Genomic DNA, 19,051 nt, shown 5'->3' with positions numbered 1-19,051 from the left:
GCGAAATCTGTGCCAACTTTTAAATTACCCTAAAAAGGCGCTATCATGCGCACCATAGTGCAAAAGGGATGCACCATGATGGATAGTTTGCACCAATGTAGTGCTTCAGTCTGAGATTTGAGCACCATATTGGTGCAATTTTCGTTGTGGCTCCCTTTTTTGCTCCGTGAAAGCGATCACAAACCCTTACTTTCAACATTGTTTGTAAAAGTTCTTTGTGATCCTGTTATGTCCTTCGATTAATACGTGTACAATAACGCGCTATTTCTAATGCCTGAGGCAAAGTTGTGATCGAAAATCTGCGTAATATCGCCATCATCGCGCACGTTGACCATGGTAAAACTACCCTGGTTGATAAGCTGCTGCAGCAATCTGGTACTTTCAGTAACGACCGTGCTGAAGCCACTGAACGCGTGATGGACTCCAACGATTTGGAGAAAGAGCGTGGGATTACCATCCTCGCTAAAAACACCGCTATCAAATGGAATGACTACCGTATCAATATCGTTGATACCCCTGGGCACGCCGACTTCGGTGGTGAAGTTGAACGTGTAATGTCCATGGTAGACTCCGTTCTGCTGGTCGTTGATGCAATGGATGGCCCAATGCCGCAGACGCGCTTCGTAACCAAGAAGGCATTTGCTCATGGTTTGAAGCCAATTGTTGTTATCAACAAAGTTGACCGTCCTGGCGCGCGTCCTGACTGGGTTGTTGATCAGGTGTTCGACCTGTTCGTAAACCTTGACGCTACTGACGAGCAACTCGATTTCCCAATCATCTACGCATCAGCGTTGATGGGTATCGCAGGTAACGATCACGGTGATATGGCGGAAGACATGACCCCGCTGTACCAGGCGATTGTTGACCACGTTAAAGCACCAAGCGTTGACCTTGATGGTCCGTTCCAGATGCAAATCTCCCAGCTCGATTACAACAACTACGTTGGTGTTATCGGCATCGGTCGCATCAAACGCGGTAAAGTGAAGCCTAACCAGCAAATCACTATCATCGACAGCGAAGGTAAAACTCGTAACGGTAAAGTCGGTAAAGTACTGACCCACCTCGGCCTGGAGCGTATTGAATCCACCGAAGCGGAAGCCGGCGACATCATCGCGATTACCGGTCTGGGCGAGCTGAACATCTCCGACACCCTTTGCGACACGCAAAATGTTGAAGCGCTGCCAGCACTGTCTGTTGATGAACCAACTGTTACCATGTTCTTCAACGTCAACACCTCTCCGTTCTGTGGCAAAGAAGGTAAATTTGTTACCTCTCGTCAGATCCTTGACCGCCTGAACAAAGAGCTGGTGCACAACGTCGCACTGCGTGTTGAAGAAACCGAAGATGCGGATGCATTCCGTGTATCCGGTCGTGGTGAGCTGCACCTGTCTGTTCTTATCGAAAACATGCGTCGTGAAGGCTTCGAACTGGCTGTGTCCCGTCCGAAAGTAATCAACCGTATGATCGATGGTCGTATGCAAGAGCCGTTCGAGAACGTGACTCTGGATATCGAAGAACAGCACCAGGGTTCTGTGATGCAGGCGATGGGCGAGCGTAAGGGCGATGTCAAAGACATGATCCCTGACGGCAAAGGCCGTATCCGTCTGGATTACCTGATTCCAGCACGTGGCCTGATTGGCTTCCGTACTGAGTTCATGACCATGACTTCTGGTACGGGTCTGCTGTACTCCACATTCAGCCATTACGACGACGTGAAACCAGGCGAAATCGGCCAGCGTCAGAACGGCGTGCTGATCTCTAACGGCCAGGGTAAAGCGGTTGCGTTTGCTCTGTTCGGTCTGCAAGATCGCGGCAAGTTGTTCCTGGGCCACGGTGCAGAAGTTTACGAAGGCCAGATCATCGGTATTCACAGTCGTTCTAACGACCTGACTGTAAACTGCCTGACCGGTAAGAAACTGACCAACATGCGTGCTTCTGGTACTGACGAAGCAACCACTCTGGTCCCAGCACTGAAGATGTCTCTGGAGCAAGCTCTGGAATTCATCGATGACGACGAACTGGTAGAAGTGACTCCAACTTCTGTCCGTATTCGTAAACGTCACCTGACTGAAAACGACCGCAAACGCGCGGGTCGTGGCGGCAAAGAAGCGTAAGTTTCTTTCCTGCAAAGCATTGAAGCCCTGCCTGTTTAGGCGGGGCTTTTTTTTGCACTGTTGCTCGCAGAACCTGCATCATTGCAAACCCGCCGATAGTCAAAGCCTCCCTTTACCGCTACAGTTATTTGTCCATACGCAAAGGAGAGGCTTATGCTGTATATCTTTGATTTAGGCAACGTCATTGTTGATATCGACTTCAACCGCGTGATGGGGGTATGGAGCGATTACAGCCGTATACCGCTAGCGAATTTGCAAAAAAGCTTTGTGATGGGGGAGGCTTTCAAACGCCACGAGCGTGGGCAAATTAGTGATGAAGAGTTTGCTGAAGCGGTCTGTGAAGAAATGGGCATGGCACTGAGCTTCGATCAATTTTCCGCCGGTTGGCAGGCTATCTTTGTCGGGTTACGCACAGAAGTTATCACCGTGATGAACAAACTTCGCGAAGATGGACATCGCGTCGTGGTGCTTTCAAATACCAACCGCTTACACACTTATTTCTGGCCGGGTGAATATCCGCAAATTGCCGAGGCGGCAGATAAAATCTATCTGTCCCAGGAAATGGGTATGCGAAAACCCGAGGTAGAGATTTATCAAAAATTACTCGAAACAGAAGGTTTTTGCGCGGATCAGGCGGTCTTTTTTGACGACAACGCCGATAATATTAAAGGAGCTCAACAGTTGGGTATCACCAGCATTTTGGTGACCGGAAAAGACACGGTGCCTGGCTATTTCGCAAAAGGCCTATGATAAAAAACGTTCATCGTAAAACGAGCCAACACCTCAGGCCGTGTATCGCCTGGGGAAAGTTGCTCTGGCACCGCATCGACCAGGACAATATGACTACGCTTGCAGGGAACCTTGCCTACGTGTCATTGCTCTCGCTGGTGCCCTTGGTTGCGGTGGTGTTTGCGTTATTTGCGGCATTCCCTATGTTTGCCGACATCAGTGTCCAGTTGCGTCACTTCGTCTTCTCAAACTTTATGCCCGCTACCGGCGATATTATTCAGCGCTATATCGAACAGTTTGTCGCTAACTCCAACAAAATGACGGTGGTGGGAGCCTGCGGGCTTATCGTCACCGCACTATTACTGATGTACGCCGTGGATAGTGCGCTGAACACCATCTGGCGCAGCACGCGTACGCGCCCAAAAATCTATTCGTTTGCGGTTTACTGGATGATTTTAACGCTGGGGCCACTGTTGGCCGGGGCGAGTCTGGCGATCAGCTCTTATTTGCTGTCTCTGCGTTGGGTTACGGGCTTTAACAGTGTGATTGATGATATGTTGCGCATCTTCCCGCTGCTGCTGTCCTGGCTGTCGTTCTGGTTGCTCTACAGCATCGTCCCAACCACGCGGGTCCCTGTGCGTGACGCACTAATCGGCTCGCTGGTCGCCGCAGTTTTATTCGAGCTGGGGAAAAAAGGCTTTGCCCTCTACATCACCATGTTTCCCTCTTACCAGTTGATTTACGGTGTGTTAGCCGTGATCCCCATTTTATTTGTCTGGGTCTATTGGACCTGGTGTATCGTGTTGCTCGGCGCCGAAATTACTGTCACTCTCGGCGATTACCGAAAACTTCGCATTGAATCACAGCGGGAAGAATTGGAAGAACCATGATTGCATTAATTCAGCGCGTCACCCACGCTCGCGTCACTGTGGCGGGTGAAGTGACGGGTGAAATTGGCCCAGGACTTTTAGTGTTATTGGGTGTCGAAAAAGAAGATAACGAACAGAAAGCGAATCGCCTTTGCGAGCGGGTTTTGGGTTACCGTATTTTTGGCGATGAAAACGACAAAATGAACCTGAATGTTCAGCAAGCCGGTGGCAGTGTGCTGGTGGTTTCGCAGTTTACCCTCGGAGCCGATACCGAACGTGGCATGCGTCCGAGCTTCTCGGGTGGTGCAGCACCACAGCTTGCAGAAGAGTTATATGAATACTTTGTTGAACGCTGTCGACAACAGGGCATCGTGGCTGAAACGGGGCGCTTCGCCGCCGACATGCAGGTGAGCCTGACCAATGATGGCCCGGTGACGTTTTGGTTACAGGTCTGAATTCACAGCACTTGTAGGTCGGATAAGCGCAAGCGCCATCCGACAAAACCCGGTCCCGCGTAACAAGAGAGAGTACATGTATGTATCACCTTCGCGTACCGCAAACCGAAGAAGAGCTTGAGCTCTATTACCAGTTTCGTTGGGAGATGTTGCGCAAGCCGCTGCATCAACCCAAAGGCTCCGAGCGCGACGCCTGGGATGCCATGGCTCATCACCAAATGGTGGTGGACGAAGAAGGAAGTATTGTTGCCATTGGCCGCTTGTATATCAATGCCGATAACGAAGCGGCTATTCGCTTTATGGCGGTTCATCCGTCTGTGCAAGATAAAGGGCTGGGAACGCTGGTGGCGATGACGCTTGAGTCTGTCGCGCGTCAGGAAGGGGTTAAACGTGTGGTGTGTAGCGCGCGTGAAGATGCCGTCGAATTTTTTGCCAAACTGGGGTTTGAGAATCAAGGTGAAATTACTACGCCTTCGACCACCCCGATTCGCCACTACTTGATGATTAAACCGGTTGCCTCACTGGATGACATTCTTCATCGCGCTGACTGGTGTGGGCAGCTACAACAAGCCTGGTATCAGCACATTCCATTGAGTGAAAAAATGGGCGTGCGCATCCTGCAATACACCGGGCAGAAATTCATTACCACTATGCCGGAAGCAGGCAATCAAAACCCGCACCAGACCTTATTTGCAGGCAGCTTGTTTTCTCTCGCCACGCTGACGGGTTGGGGGCTGATTTGGCTAATGTTGCGCGAGCGGCATCTTGGCGGCACGATTATTCTCGCCGATGCGCATATCCGATATAGCAGCCCGATCACCGGAAGGCCGGGTGCTATTGCCGATTTGGGGTCGCTAAGCGGTGATCTTGACCGCCTGGCGCGAGGCCGCAAAGCTCGCGTTGCATTGCAAGTTGAGCTGTACGGCGATGATACTCCAGGCGCGGTATTTGAAGGAGTGTATCTGGTACTACCCGCTAAACCTTTTGGCCCACTTGAAGAAGGTGGGAACGAAGAAGAATAAGAACCCGGCGCTTATGCGCCGGGAACATCGCCATTCTGCATAGTTTGCTGTACTTGTTTGCCGTCGGAACTGGTGGCTTGCAAGGTACCGTTCACGGTCGGTTTAAGGGCGGCTTGCGCAGCAAGGCTGCCGGTCACGGAAAGCTGTAAATTACCATTCCCTTCCAGCGGCAACGCCGGCCATCCCCATTGTTGCAACACGTTTACCGGCACCGAACGTCCTCGCAGATTTATCGCAGCATTACGTTGCGGAGCCTGCGAAATTGCCCCTGTTGCTTCCAGCATACCTTCACCCGCAAAAGCACTCAGCTCGGTAATCGAAATCTGGTTATCTGTGGCATTCAACGAAATCGACGGGCGACGGACATCGACACGATTGAAAGTGGCTGACGACGCATTCAGCGTGGCGTTGCCACTCCAGATTCCCCACTGGCTGTTGCGCACAACTTCAAGATTGTTCGCCGTGCCGTCTAACGCGGTGAACTGGAACGGGAAGGCCGGGTCGATATCGATGACCAGATTCCGGTTCGCCGACAGCTTTTTAATGGTCACCGAATGCACCCATTCCGGCAGCGGTTTCATCCAGCGGGCTTTCCAGTCTTCCGGCAGCGTATATTCAAGCCCGGCAAAAACCAGCTCATCCAGCGCCAGCTTTTTCTCATTGCGTAACCAAACGCCTGAGGCGCGGACCATGCCTCTTTCCCAACGTGAAGTGAACTGGCGTAGCGTGGCGGCTTGCGGGCTGAAGTCGATATTCACAATCGGATCATTCAGATGCAGATCGCCATTGATAAAATCGCTGGCATTCATCGACAACCGCCCGTCGTCGCTTTGCCATCCGCCATCTGCCAGCGTCAGATTGCGCAAACTCAGATCTAAATCAGTGACCGCCCAGTCTTTACCTTCCAGCCGCGCATCGGTGACTTCCAGGCTATCAATTTTCAGTGAAGGGACGGTGGCAAGCGGGGCCAGGAAATCGGCAATGGATTTTTCTGTTTGCAGGCGAATGTCGTTCAAACGCAGGCTACCAATCTGCCAGGAACCGTCTGCAAGCCGCCGGGCATTACCCGTGAGCGAACCGCGTGCCATATCCGCGCCAATGGTTGAGAGCGTCACTTGTTGGTTATTAATCGCGCCCTGCAACAGGACGTTAGTGGCGGGAACGCCGTTGAGCGTCATGGAGCCTGCGCTAAATTGAATATCTGCCGTATTACCCAGGACTTTGCCAGGCTGCGGCTGCCATGGGGTCACGCCACCGTTGACGCGCTGCGCACGTAAGTCCCATGCCGTATTCGGGCTGTTGAGCGCCATATCGTTTAATTGCAGCATGTCGGCCTGGAAAGGCAGCGGCGCAGCATTAGGGCTGAGATTTAGCGTTCCGTTTTGCAACAGAATTTTGTCGAAGTGCATCGGCTCTGAAAACTGCCGGGAGCTCAGGTCGATATCAATATTTTGCGCCACTAATGTTGCAGGCTGGCCTTTGCGACCGAAAGTCACTTTCGTCAGCGTGAGGTGCGTGGGCGAAGCCAGGCGATGACTCATCTTTTCAAAAGAGAAATTGTAATCGCTCTTTTCATTGACCCAACTGCTAACCTGGGTGGCTCCCCAACGAGTTTGCAGCAAAAAATAGGCAGCTATTAGCGCAACAAATATGACGACCAATAACGCAGTGATCAGCTTTCCGAGAAATTTCATTGTCTTCCATCCCATGAAGTTTCGGTATGGGTGTTATGCCCCATTTACCGTTATAGCTCAAGGATGGGATTGTCAGGAGGGGTAACACGCGCTGGTGACAACAAATCACCAGCGCGTGAGGTACATCAATTTTTCTCAGGCGGGAAAATGAGGTTTAACACGATAGCGGTGATACCACCGGCCGCAATCCCGGAAGAGAGCAGCGTTTTCAACCAGTCAGGTGCAAATTGTAAAATTAACGGTTGTTGAGACACGCCCATCCCGACCGCCAGAGACAGCGCGATAATCATAATCGCACGGCGATTCAGTGGTTCGCGGGAAACAATACGCACACCAGAAGCGGCAATAGTGCCAAACATCACGATCGTCGCGCCGCCTAATACCGGCTCAGGAATGTGCTGGACAAACCCGCTTACTGCCGGGAACAAGCCGAGAACGATCAACATCAGTGCGACGACAAAACCGACGTAGCGGCTGGCAACGCCGGTAAGCTGAATCACGCCGTTGTTCTGGCCGAAGCAGGAGTTAGGGAAGGTATTGAATACCGCAGAAACACAGGAGTTCAGGCCATTAGCCAACACGCCACCTTTCAGGCGCTTCATATATAGAGGACCTGAAACTGGCTGCTCAGAAACGTCAGAAGTCGCGGTAATATCGCCAATGGTTTCCAGTGAGGTCACCATAAAGACCAGCATCAGCGGGATTAGCAGATTCCAGTCAATGCCCAGGCCGTAATACAACGGCGTTGGCACCATAATCAGTTCGGTGTTGGTTGACGGGGCAACATTCGGCAGCATGCCCATCGCCCAGGCCAGCGCATAACCCACTGCCATGGCGATAACCAGAGAAGCCACGCGCAAGTAAGCGTTGCGCTGGCGGTTTAGCAGAATGATGACCAGCAGCACAGCACCTGCCAGCAGCAGATTTTTTGGTGCGCCAAAGGTATGGTCGCTCATCGCGGCATAGCCACCGCCGATAGACGTCAGGCCAACCTGAATAAGAGAAAGGCCGATAATCATCACCACCACACCTGAAACCAGCGGGGTGATGATGCGGCGAGCCAGATGCAGGAAGCGCGATAACAGCATTTCGGTGCAGCTTGCGAGCATTAATGTGCCAAACAGGGCGGCCATCATGGTCGGAACATCGGCCCCGCCATTTTTCAATGCCATACCGCCCATAATTAACGGTGAAACAAAGTTAAAACTGGTGCCCTGAATAGACAGAAGCCCAGAGCCCACCGGGCCCCAGGCTTTAATCTGAATAATCGATGCCACGCCGGAGGCGAACAACGACATACTGATAATATGTTGGGTATCTTCGGCTGGAAGTCCCAGAGCCTGGCAAATCAACATCGCCGGTGTGATCACCGCAACAAACATCGCTAATAAGTGCTGACCGGCAGCAAAAAGAGTCTGTGGGAGAGGGGGTCTGTCCTCGAGGCGGTAAATCAATTCACTGGAACGAGCCTGAGCAACCGATTGCGCACCTTCAGACTCAACAGCATTAACAGACATCAGAAATTATCCCTTGCCGAAAAAACGGTGATTTTAACGGACTGGATGGTAAAAGCAAACGTTTGCTAACAATGTTTCTTAAGATAAAAATCACATATACCGAGCTTTTTATATAACTTTCGACTCTTTTTTGGTTAAAATCCGGCTACTGATTTTTCTAGAACCTGAAATTCCAGTGAAGGATAAATTAAAGCGTCTGTGAGAAATATGCGCAAACAGGAGCAATTCTATGTTTTATCTCGACACCCTTTCTACCCTTGTTGCTGCGACTCTCGTGTTGTTACTGGGCCGAAAAATGGTCCATACCATACCGCTATTAAAAAAATACACTATCCCTGAACCTGTAGCGGGTGGGTTGTTAATCGCCCTGGCCTTACTGGTGCTCAAAAAAAGCGTCGGCTGGGAATTTGAATTTGATATGAGTCTGAAAGACCCATTGATGCTGGCTTTCTTTGCCACCATCGGTCTGAATGCCAACCTTTCCAGCTTGCGTGCAGGCGGCAAAGTTGTCGGTATTTTCCTGATCGTGGTAGTAGGTTTGCTGGTGATGCAAAACGCCATCGGTATTGGTATGGCGAGCCTGTTAGGTCTTGACCCGTTAATGGGCTTACTGGCAGGTTCCATTACCCTGTCTGGTGGCCACGGTACCGGTGCGGCGTGGAGTAAATTATTTAGCGAGCGTTATGGTTTCCAGAACGCCACCGAAGTTGCGATGGCTTGCGCAACATTTGGTTTGGTACTGGGTGGTTTGATTGGCGGGCCGGTGGCGCGTTACCTGGTCAAACACTCATCCACACCTGATGGCACGCCAGAAGATAGCGTAGATCCAACGGCCTTCGAAAAACCTGCGGTTGGGCGCATGATCACCTCTATGGTGCTGATTGAAACTATCGCGATGATTGCTATCTGCCTTACTACTGGCAAGTTTGTAGCGCATCTTATTCAAGGCACCAGCTTTGAATTACCGACGTTCGTTTGTGTGCTATTTATTGGGGTTATCCTAAGCAATACACTCTCACTGCTCGGCTTCTATCGGGTATTTGAACGCGCGGTTTCCGTGCTGGGGAACGTTTGTTTGTCTCTGTTCCTCGCTATGGCGCTGATGAGCCTGAAGCTGTGGGAACTGGCGTCACTGGCGTTGCCAATGTTGGCAATTCTGACGGTGCAAACCATCTTTATGGCGCTATATGCGATTTTCGTGACGTATCGCTTGATGGGTAAAAACTATGATGCAGCGGTACTTGCCGCGGGCCATTGTGGTTTTGGCCTTGGGGCAACACCAACGGCTATCGCCAATATGCAGGCGATTACCGAGCGTTTTGGCCCGTCACACATGGCGTTTCTGGTGGTTCCGATGGTTGGCGCGTTCTTTATTGATATCGTCAACGCGATAGTCATCAAGCTGTACCTGATGCTGCCAATCTTTGGCTAAGCAATCAGGCGTTTGAATAGCGTTCCGTTTCAGGCATCCAGCGTTCGATGAGCGCGGTTGCCTGTTGCGGATAGCGTTCATGGATATGGCGTGCAAGGCGCTGCACTTCAGGAATCATCGCCTGGTCGCGCAGTAAATCTGCCACTTTAAACTCGGCATTCCCTGTCTGACGCGTACCGAGTAATTCCCCCGGCCCACGAATTTCCAAATCTTTTTGTGCAATCACAAAACCATCGTTGCTGTCGCGCAGCACCTGTAAACGCAGTTGCGCAGTTTTTGACAGCGGCGATTTGTACAGCAACACACAATGGGATGCAACGGCCCCACGTCCCACACGGCCGCGCAGTTGGTGGAGTTGTGCAAGCCCGAGGCGCTCAGGGTTTTCGATAATCATCAGGCTGGCATTTGGGACATCAACGCCCACTTCAATGACCGTTGTAGCGACTAAAAGATGAATCGACCCTTCTTTGAAAGCCTGCATAACGGCCTGCTTTTCTTGCGGCTTCATGCGCCCATGGACCAGGCCAATATTCAGATTCGGCAGGGCAGTTTTTAGCTCGTCCCATGTCACTTCTGCAGCCTGTGCTTCCAGTAATTCCGACTCTTCAATCAGCGTACAAACCCAGTATGCCTGTCGGCCTTCATCACTACATGCCCCACGTACACGGTCGATAATATCGTTGCGGCGCGAGTCAGGAATGGCAACCGTGGTGACTGGCGTACGGCCTGGTGGCAGTTCGTCGATTGTCGACGTGTCCAGATCGGCATAGGCTGTCATCGCGAGGGTTCGTGGGATTGGCGTCGCAGTCATAATGAGTTGATGCGGATGGAATCCCTGGATCTGGCCTTTTTCCCACAGCGCCAGGCGCTGATGGACGCCAAAGCGATGCTGTTCATCAATGATGACCAGTGCGAGTTGAGAGAATTGCACCTGTTCCTGGAAAATTGCATGCGTTCCCACCACCATCGACACTTGTCCGCTGGCGATGGCATCTTGTTGGGCGATTCGCGCTTTACCTTTTTGCTTACCGGCAAGCCAGCCCACCTCAATACCCAATGGCGCAAACCACTGGCGGAAATTATTGGCGTGCTGCTCGGCGAGCAATTCCGTTGGTGCCATCAAGCCAACTTGTTTGCCATGCGCAATCGCCCGCAATGCGACAAGTGCTGCAACCAGCGTTTTGCCCGAACCCACATCGCCTTGCACCAGACGCATCATCGGCACATCCAGCGCCATATCATGTTCAATTTCTGCCACCACTCGTTCTTGCGCACCCGTTGGTTTAAACGGAAGGGCAGCCAGCAGTTGGTTTTTTAATTCATCATGATTATGCAGGGGCAATGCATGATAACGCTGAGCACCCGCCCGGAGTGCGAGCATGCTGAGGTTATGCGCCAGTAATTCTTCAAGGATTAAGCGCTGCTGAGCAGGGTGCTTCCCGGTTTCCAGATCGGCTAACTGCATGGTCGGTGGCGGGCGATGCAAAGTACGCAATGCTTCCGGGAGGCTCATCATCCCCTTGCTCAAATCCGCCGGGAGTAATTCGGTGATAGCGCAGGTATCCAGCAACTCCAGTGCCTGGTCGGTCAGTTTGCGCAGAGTCGCCTGGCGAATGCCTTCCGTCGTGGGGTAAACCGGCGTCAGAGTTTCCTGCAATTCAGGGGTACTGAGATCGCCCTGAACGCGGTATTCCGGATGAATCATCTCCGCGCCGTGCGTCCCGCGCTTTGCTTCGCCATAAGCGAGCACACGTTTACCGGTTGCGAGGCTGTTTTTCATCGCCGCATTGAAGTTGAAAAACCGCATGGTCAGGATGCCGGTGCCGTCAGAAATCTGGCAGGTCATCATGCGGCGGCGACCAAAACTGATATTGCAGTTCAGCACTTCACCTTCCACCGTGGCATGAGTGCCCGGCATCAGGTCATTTATGGGGTAGAGATGCGTGCGGTCTTCGTAACGAAGCGGCAGGTGGAGCAGGAGATCTTGAATGGTGTACAGGCCAATTTTGGCCAGTTTGCCGCTCTGGCTGGCACCCACTCCGGCAAGCGTACTTAACGGTATGGCATCCAGCAAACGGCCTTTCATCCTGCTACTCCGCAGATTGCATTGTGGCCCACCATGCGGCATCAGCTTCTATCTCACCTTGCTGATTCACATGCGGGTAGGGCAAACCTTTACGGCGGGAAACGCGCGCCAGTACAGGATAGCCGCCTTCAAACAGCAGGCGCTGTTGTTCGGATTCTGGCAGCGTGCTGTTTTCGCGCTGATACATTCCGGCGTTCTGACGCTGGCGCTGCGCTTCATAAAGAATGAGCGCGGAGGCCACGGAAACGTTGAGCGATTGCACCATTCCGGTCATCGGAATAATGATGTCTTGGTCTGCCAACGCTAATGCTTCCTGAGTAATACCGGTTTTTTCCTGCCCCATCAAAATGCAGGTTGGGCGGGTGTAATCAATTTCACGGAAATCGACGGCTTTATCAGAAAGGTTGGTGGCGAGGATTTGCATTCCGCTGCTTTTTAGCTGGGCAACGGCATCGCCAATATTGCGGTGCGTTTTGACTTCAACCCAGGAGTTGCTTCCCGCGGCGGAAGAGGCCATGGTGCGCATGCGGTTACCCGGCCAGACCGCGTGAACTTCATGTACACCAACGGCATCAGCGGTGCGAATAATCGCCGAGACGTTATGAGGTTTATGGACCTGCTCCATGCAGACGGTCAGATCAGGCTGACGCCTGGCGAGCATCTCGCAAATACGCGCATAACGTTGAGGATTCATAACACTAGTTTCGGTTGCGGGTGACTTTAATCACATCCGGCATCACGCGGATTTTACGCATGAGATTTGCCAGATGGATACGGTCGCGTGCAGTCAGACGAATGAACGCACTGTATACGCGGCCATCTTTCTCTTCGGTGTTCAGGCTTTGAATATTGGAGCCTGCATTATTGAGCGCAGCCGTCAGGTTTGCCAGCGCACCCTGATGGTTAAACATATCCACCTTGATCTCGGTGGTAAACTCTTGTTCTGTCTCTTTATCCCATTCCACTGCCATAAATTTCTCTGGCTCTTTTTGATAGCCTCGGATGTTACGGCAAGATTCATGGTGGATAACCAGCCCTTTGCCTGGGCTTACGTGCGCAATAATTGGGTCACCAGGGATTGGACGGCAACACTTAGCAAAGGTAATCAGCACACCATCAGCGCCTTTAATCGGCAGATGGCTGTGAGTCGTTGAGTGGCCTTGCTGTACCACTGACGATTCACCTTGCAGGTTCTTCGCGACAACCACACTCATGGCGTTACCGAGGCCGATTTCAGCCAGCAAATCATCAAGCGTAGCGAGCTTCATGCGCTCAAGCTCACGTTGAATATTTTCTGGTGGGACTTCGGCTAATTTACGGCTGCCACCTAAAGCGTGGTTTAGCAAACGGCGACCAAGACTAACGGAGTCGTCACGTTTGAGGTTTTTCAGCATCTGGCGGATTTTGGCACGGGCTTTAGAGCTCACGACAAAGTTCAGCCAGGCGGCGTTCGGGCGTGCACCTGGCGCCGTAATGATTTCGATAGTCTGGCCGCTGCTTAGCGACTGAGACAGCGGATAGGGTTGCCTGTCGACACGAGCACCGACGCAAGCATGGCCGATGTCGGTATGCACGGCATAGGCGAAATCGACAGGTGTCGCGCCCGCAGGCAATTCGACAATGCGCCCTTCCGGGGTGAAAACGTAAATCTCATCCGGGAACAGATCGGATTTTACGCTCTCGATAAATTCAAATGAGCTGCCCGCACTTTGCTGTAATTCCAGCAGGCTTTGCATCCAGCGCTGAGCGCGGATTTGTGCGGTTGTGCCACTTTCACCCTGCTCTTTATAAGCCCAGTGAGCGGCAACACCCATCTCTGCCATCTGATCCATATCTTCGGTACGGATTTGCACTTCAACCGGCACACCGTGTGGGCCAATCATTGAAGTATGCAGGGACTGATATCCGTTGGCCTTTGGAATGGCGATATAGTCCTTAACCCGCCCAGGACGCGGCTTGTAGAGGCTATGCATCTGCCCAAGAACGCGGTAACAGGTATCCATGTCATGGACGATTACGCGGAAAGCGTAGATATCCATAATCGAATGGAAACGCTGCTCTTTGAGCGTCATTTTGCAGTAGATGGAGTAAAGGTGTTTTTCGCGACCACTGACACGGCAAGGAATGCCTGCTTCTTGCAAACGCCCGTCGATTTCAGAGAGGATTTTTTGAATCATCTCTTTGCGGTTACCACGCGCCGCTTTTACCACTTCTTTAATCACGCGGTAGCGGTTCGGGTAAAGCGCTTCAAAGCCCAGCTCTTCTAACTCGGTTTTCAGGTGATGAATACCAAGACGGTGTGCCAGAGGGCTATAAATTTCGAGGGTTTCGCGAGCAATGCGGCGGCGCTTATCCGGGCGTAAAGACCCGAGCGTGCGCATGTTATGTGTGCGGTCGGCGAGTTTGATCAGAATGACGCGAATGTCTTGCACCATCGCCATGATCATTTTGCGGAAGTTTTCAGCCTGAGCTTCTTTCTTATCGCGGAATTTCAGTTTGTCTAGCTTAGATACCCCTTCCACCAGTTCGGCAACGCTTTTGCCAAACAGTTGTTCCATATCCTGGTAGGTGGCAGGGGTGTCTTCGATCACATCATGCAGTAGTGCTGCCATCAGTGTTTCATAGTCGAGTTTCATCTCGGCCAGAATGCAGGCAACCGCTACGGGATGGGTGATATAGGGTTCACCACTTGAACGTGCTTGTCCCTCGTGAGCATCACGCGCAACAAGGTATGCTTGCCGAAGTCGCTTTATCTGCTCCTCGGGCAAGTATTGTTGAATCAGTTGATTCAGGCTTTCAAACAGATACAAGGGCTACCCGCAGGCTAATTAACGACGACCTTCAGCAATAGCGGTTACGGCCTGCAGTTCTGCGGCTTCCTGCTCTTGCTGTTCCTGACGATCACGAACATCGAGAATCTGGTTGGTGATCAACCCTTCTTCGATTTCGCGCAGTGCGATTACAGTCGTTTTATCGTTTTCTTCAGGTACTAGTGGATCTTTACCACCAGTTTGCATCTGACGAGCGCGACGTGCGGCGACCAGAACCAGGTCAAAACGGTTACCAATTTTCTCAACAGCGTCCTGAACAGTTACGCGTGCCATAATTAAAATGCTCCACAGATGAAGAAATGACTGGGCATGATACTGAAACTGGGCTCAGTCTGCCAATAGTTTGCTGATTAAAGCGTCATGTCGCGCTTTTTGGCGACCCATTCGTAGACGCTCGGCACGAATGATAATTTTTAAATCTGACAGTGCAGTGTCGAAATCGTCGTTGACGATTAAATAGTCATACTCGGCATAATGGCTCATTTCTGCAACCGCCTGCTCCATTCGCTTCGTAATAACTTCTTCACTGTCTTGCCCACGGCCACGAAGGCGGCGGTCCAGTTCTACTTTTGATGGCGGCAGAATAAAAATACTGCGGGCTTGCGGCATTTTCTGACGAATCTGCTGCGCACCTTGCCAGTCAATATCCAGAAAAACATCCACGCCGGTTGCCAGAACTTGTTCAATGGCATGGCGTGAGGTGCCGTAGTAATTGCCAAACACTTCAGCGTGTTCCAGGAATGCGTCTTCAGCAATCATCTGCTTAAACTCTTCCTTTTCCACAAAGAAATAGTGCTCGCCGTGGTTCTCTCCCGGACGAATACCACGAGTGGTATGGGAAATAGAAACCTGCGTGTCGTACAGCGGTTGTGTCTTCAACAAAGCCTGGATGAGGCTGGATTTCCCCGCGCCACTTGGGGCGGAAACGATATAAAGCGTGCCTTGAGCCATGAGTTCTAACTTATCGGTAAGCATAAAAAGAAGTGCGTATACGGGCCTATTATACACGCCGTCTCCGTGTCTCGTAGAATTTGTCGTGTTCCCCGGCAAGATTTCTACCAATTTGCGTAATGTTTTCCAAAAAACACCTCGTGTTACTGAAACAAGTTAAATATGTCTGAAATCTCCTCGCATCCTTTTTAGAACCTATTAGTACGGCTTGTTTCCTGGCGTTATATCTCTCCTTGCTTCTACACGGAGGGAATTATGAAGTGGATAACAAAATTTATCGGTTTTCTGGGACTGATGAGCGCAATGGCGTCGGCGACATGTCCGGCTTGGTCATCGGGTCAAGTCCAGCAGGAGATGTCTGGATTGAATGAAAAGCTTAGTCAGTGGGATCAATCTTATTACCAACAGGGCGTTAGTGAGGTCAGTGATGCGACATACGATGGTCTACGCAGGCAATACAATGAATGGCAGCGCTGCTTTCATCCCTCGGAAAAACCACAACCACCGCAGTTGGCGACACAGGGGAAAGCGTTGCACCCGGTTGCTCATACAGGCTTAAAAAAACTACCAGATAGTGCAGCAGTTGCTCAATGGGCCAAAGGCAAAACCGATCTCTGGGTGCAACCTAAAGTCGATGGTGTGGCGGTGACCCTGGTTTATCAGCAAGGACGCCTGGCTAAACTCCTTAGCCGCGGGGACGGAGAGAAAGGGCAAGACTGGACAGAGAAGGCCAAAATGATTCCCGCTATCCCCGTAACCCTTTCAGGCCCGCTTGCTAATAGCGTGTTACAAGGGGAGGTTTTCTGGAAAAGAGATAATCACATACAGAAAACGATGGGTGGCATAAATGCCAGAGGAAAAGTGGCTGGTGCCATGATGAGCCAAAGCGACTCAGCCTTGCTCAATGAATTGGGGATATTTATTTGGGCGTGGCCAGATGGGCCTGCTGATATGAATCTGAAATTAGACACGCTCGCACAGGCTGGTTTTCCGCTAACCAAAATTTGGTCAACGCCTGTTAGCTCAGTGGAAACAATCGCGATGTTACGGGAGTCCTTGTTTACGACCCCTCTTCCCTTTGTGACCGACGGTATTGTGGTTCGTGAGGCAATAGAGCCTGCGGGGCAATATTGGTTGCCAGGCAAAGCAACGTGGGTGATGGCATGGAAATTTCCACCAGCCCAGCAAATTGCAGAGGTAAAGGGCATTCAATTTACGGTCGGGCGCACAGGAAAAGTTGCTGTTGTTCTAAGACTCAATCCCCTGCAGATAGATGATAAACAGGTCAAACGAGTGAACATCGGTTCAGTCAAACGTTGGCAAGCTCTGGATATTGCTTTGGGTGATCAGGTGATGGTGAGTCTTGCAGGGCAGGGGATTCCGCGCGTCGATGAAGTGGTATGGCGGGTAAGCCAGCGCAATAAACCGCCGCTGCCAACAGATAAAATGGTTACTCCATTGAGCTGTCTGTTTTTTGAAGTTTGGTGTCGCGAGCAGTTTATTGCGCGGTTGGCCTGGATTAGCTCTCCAGAAGTATTGAACATCAATGGAGTGAGCGTACGCACCTGGCAGCAGATCCAACAGAATCTTAATCTAAGGCATATATTTTCTTGGGTAACCGTCAGTCAGGAAGAACTGTTGAAAATTAGCGGGATTTCTTCAGCCAGAGCGGCCCATCTTTGGCAGCAATTCTCGCAAGTCAGGCAACAGCCCTTTAAGCAGTGGTTAATCGCTTTTGGTTTACCGCTCCCCCGAGCTGTGTTTACCACTCTGCCCGATTCTCAATGGTCGCAGTTAGTTGCGCGAGATGAGCTTAGTTGGCAAAAACTGCCGGGCATTGGTGCTGGCCGAGCTAAAAAGTTGGTGGAGTTTGTCAATCATCCCCAAATTTCTGCATTAGTGGTTTTTCTTGCAGAGCAGGGAATCCTGGGATTTACCGGTCAGTGATCCGCGTGTTTGTAATGAAACACAGGTAATCCCAGGCGCAGTCGTAACGCGAGTAAGCGGGTGGTGAATCCGAACAGGAGCGTGGAAATAATCACCACATCCTGGTTCGAAACATAGTGTTCCAGAACGATGTAAAGCACCGCTGAGGCGAAAGCGATGCCGGCATAGAGCTCTTTCTGGAATACCAGCGGGATACGCTTACAAAACATATCACGTAAAACACCGCCAAATACGCCCGTTATAACGGCGGCAATGATAGCGATAATTGGCCCTTCGCCCATATCCAACGCTATTTGCGCACCGATGATAGAAAACACCACAAGTCCAAGGGCATCGAGCACTAAGAAAAGGCGGCGCAGATGAGGCATTACGGGGGCAAATACGGTGGTAAGCACAGCGGCGATGGCGACAATCACGACATATTCTGGATGTTTCACCCAACCTAATGGGTAGTGGCCAAGAAGGATATCGCGTACTGAACCACCACCAAGCGCTGTGGCTGTTGCAATGATTATCACACCGAAAGTATCCATGCGGCGGCGGCCTGCCGCTAACGCGCCAGTCATGGCTTCAGCAGTAATCCCGACCAAATAAAGAATATGTAGCAGCATTGGAACCCCCAGTGGAAACGCGGAGAGGGTAACGTTTTGTGAATGGTGTCACGATTGAGTTTTTCTAAGTCAAAATGATTTGGATTAGTTTTTTTAATGTTTAATTTTTTTCTAAGTACGATGTGTAAGGATTCTAATGGCAATGTTGTTTTATTAAGGATTAATTTATTTGGTGATAATTGAAAGGGGTCACAGTGATGAGTACTTCAATGATTTTGAGGGCTCTGGCAAACGGTGTTAACCCAGATACAGGAGAGTTACTGAATCGTTCCTCTTTCAATGACAACCAGTACGAAAAGGCCCGCAAAACACGGGCCTTAGAACACATGACGGACAATTACTCGATATTCTGAATCTGTTCGCGCATTTGCTCAATCAGCACTTTCAATTCGATAGCTGAATTGGTGACATCTGAGTTAATAGATTTTGATGCCAGGGTATTCGATTCGCGGTTGAACTCCTGCATCATGAAGTCGAGGCGACGGCCAACCGCTTCTTTTTTCTTCAGAATGTTGTATGTCTCTTTAACGTGAGCTTCCAGGCGATCCAGCTCTTCGGCAACATCAACACGCTGTGCCATTAGTACCAGTTCTTGCTCGAGGCGGTTATTTTCAAGCTGAACTTGTGCATCTTCGAGTTTGGCAACCAGGCGCTCACGTTGCCATTTCAGGACTTCCGGCATGTGCGCGCGGACTTTCACGACTTCGGCGCTGACACCTTCAAGGCGCTGTTCGAGCAGTAATTTCAATGCCTGGCCTTCGGTTTCACGGGCAACAATAAAGTCGTCCAGCGC

General features: G+C 51.2%; 16 protein-coding genes. 7 read left to right on the top strand and 9 right to left on the bottom strand.

The genetic code is table 11. The annotated features are described in order from the left end of the window. The first annotated feature begins 287 nt into the window (after positions 1-287). The 5 genes from typA (at position 288) to fabY (ending at position 5,189) form a co-directional block, all read left to right on the top strand. Positions 288-2,114, top strand: a complete 1,827-nt coding sequence (gene typA, locus MES37_RS12040; RefSeq protein ID WP_064541867.1) for a ribosome-dependent GTPase TypA — start codon at positions 288-290, stop codon at positions 2,112-2,114. A 153-nt stretch (positions 2,115-2,267) separates the two neighbouring features. Continuing rightward, positions 2,268-2,864 carry a glucose-1-phosphatase gene (gene yihX, locus MES37_RS12035; protein WP_064541864.1) on the top strand — a complete coding sequence of 199 codons (597 nt, stop codon included), beginning with the start codon at positions 2,268-2,270 and terminating at the stop codon, positions 2,862-2,864. Beyond that, a complete protein-coding gene (locus MES37_RS12030) occupies positions 2,861-3,733 on the top strand; it encodes a virulence factor BrkB family protein (protein WP_064541863.1) in 873 nt (290 codons plus the stop codon). The genes yihX and MES37_RS12030 overlap by 4 nt, the downstream gene beginning before the upstream one ends. Further along, a complete protein-coding gene (dtd, locus tag MES37_RS12025; RefSeq protein ID WP_237931499.1) occupies positions 3,730-4,167 on the top strand; it encodes a D-aminoacyl-tRNA deacylase in 438 nt (145 codons plus the stop codon). The genes MES37_RS12030 and dtd overlap by 4 nt, the downstream gene beginning before the upstream one ends. Positions 4,168-4,247: 80 nt before the next feature. Then, a complete protein-coding gene (gene fabY, locus MES37_RS12020; RefSeq protein WP_064541857.1) occupies positions 4,248-5,189 on the top strand; it encodes a fatty acid biosynthesis protein FabY in 942 nt (313 codons plus the stop codon). An 11-nt stretch (positions 5,190-5,200) separates the two neighbouring features. On the opposite strand, the gene MES37_RS12015 is transcribed toward fabY, so the two are convergent. Next, positions 5,201-6,883, bottom strand: coding sequence for an AsmA family protein (locus MES37_RS12015; RefSeq protein WP_064541855.1), 1,683 nt, complete (start codon positions 6,881-6,883; stop codon positions 5,201-5,203). Between the two features lie 125 nt (positions 6,884-7,008). After that, positions 7,009-8,400: a nucleobase:cation symporter-2 family protein gene (locus MES37_RS12010; protein ID WP_133523071.1), complete on the bottom strand. Its 1,392-nt coding sequence runs from the start codon at positions 8,398-8,400 to the stop codon at positions 7,009-7,011. Between the two features lie 229 nt (positions 8,401-8,629). Between MES37_RS12010 and gltS the strand changes: the two genes are divergently transcribed. Beyond that, positions 8,630-9,832 (top strand): sodium/glutamate symporter, encoded by a 1,203-nt coding sequence (gene gltS, locus MES37_RS12005; protein ID WP_064541849.1) that lies wholly within the window; start codon positions 8,630-8,632, stop codon positions 9,830-9,832. A gap of 4 nt (positions 9,833-9,836) precedes the next feature. Here the strand turns inward: gltS and recG are convergent, their stop codons facing one another. From recG to gmk, 5 genes are read right to left on the bottom strand one after another with little or no spacing between them, the layout of a single operon-like run. Continuing rightward, positions 9,837-11,918, bottom strand: coding sequence for an ATP-dependent DNA helicase RecG (gene recG / locus MES37_RS12000; protein ID WP_064541844.1), 2,082 nt, complete (start codon positions 11,916-11,918; stop codon positions 9,837-9,839). Positions 11,919-11,922: 4 nt separating this feature from the next. Then, positions 11,923-12,612, bottom strand: coding sequence for a tRNA (guanosine(18)-2'-O)-methyltransferase TrmH (gene trmH, locus MES37_RS11995; RefSeq protein WP_064541839.1), 690 nt, complete (start codon positions 12,610-12,612; stop codon positions 11,923-11,925). A 4-nt stretch (positions 12,613-12,616) separates the two neighbouring features. Then, on the bottom strand, positions 12,617-14,728 hold the full coding sequence (gene spoT, locus MES37_RS11990; protein WP_121814631.1) for a bifunctional GTP diphosphokinase/guanosine-3',5'-bis pyrophosphate 3'-pyrophosphohydrolase: 2,112 nt from the start codon (positions 14,726-14,728) through the stop codon (positions 12,617-12,619). Positions 14,729-14,746: 18 nt separating this feature from the next. Further along, positions 14,747-15,022 (bottom strand): DNA-directed RNA polymerase subunit omega, encoded by a 276-nt coding sequence (rpoZ, locus tag MES37_RS11985; protein WP_034461476.1) that lies wholly within the window; start codon positions 15,020-15,022, stop codon positions 14,747-14,749. 54 nt (positions 15,023-15,076) lie between these two features. Then, positions 15,077-15,700 (bottom strand): guanylate kinase, encoded by a 624-nt coding sequence (gene gmk, locus MES37_RS11980; protein ID WP_064541918.1) that lies wholly within the window; start codon positions 15,698-15,700, stop codon positions 15,077-15,079. Between the two features lie 255 nt (positions 15,701-15,955). Here gmk and ligB point away from each other — a divergent pair, with 255 nt between their 5' ends. Next, entirely contained in the window at positions 15,956-17,647 is a 1,692-nt protein-coding gene (ligB, locus tag MES37_RS11975) for an NAD-dependent DNA ligase LigB (RefSeq protein ID WP_064541837.1), read from the top strand. On the opposite strand, the gene MES37_RS11970 is transcribed toward ligB, so the two are convergent. Next, the gene (locus MES37_RS11970) at positions 17,641-18,258 is read right to left on the bottom strand and encodes a trimeric intracellular cation channel family protein (protein WP_064541835.1); all 618 of its coding nucleotides are present in this window, start codon (positions 18,256-18,258) and stop codon (positions 17,641-17,643) included. The genes ligB and MES37_RS11970 overlap by 7 nt on opposite strands. A gap of 337 nt (positions 18,259-18,595) precedes the next feature. Next, positions 18,596-19,051, bottom strand: a 456-nt coding sequence (locus tag MES37_RS11965) for a YicC/YloC family endoribonuclease (RefSeq protein ID WP_237931497.1), incomplete at its 5' end; no start/stop codon positions are given.

Origin of the sequence: Buttiauxella sp. S19-1 (assembly GCF_022134725.1) — a bacterium.
Lineage (GTDB): Bacteria > Pseudomonadota > Gammaproteobacteria > Enterobacterales > Enterobacteriaceae > Buttiauxella > Buttiauxella ferragutiae.
Note: the sequence above shows the minus strand (reverse complement) of the source record. Positions and strands in the feature narration are given on the sequence as shown.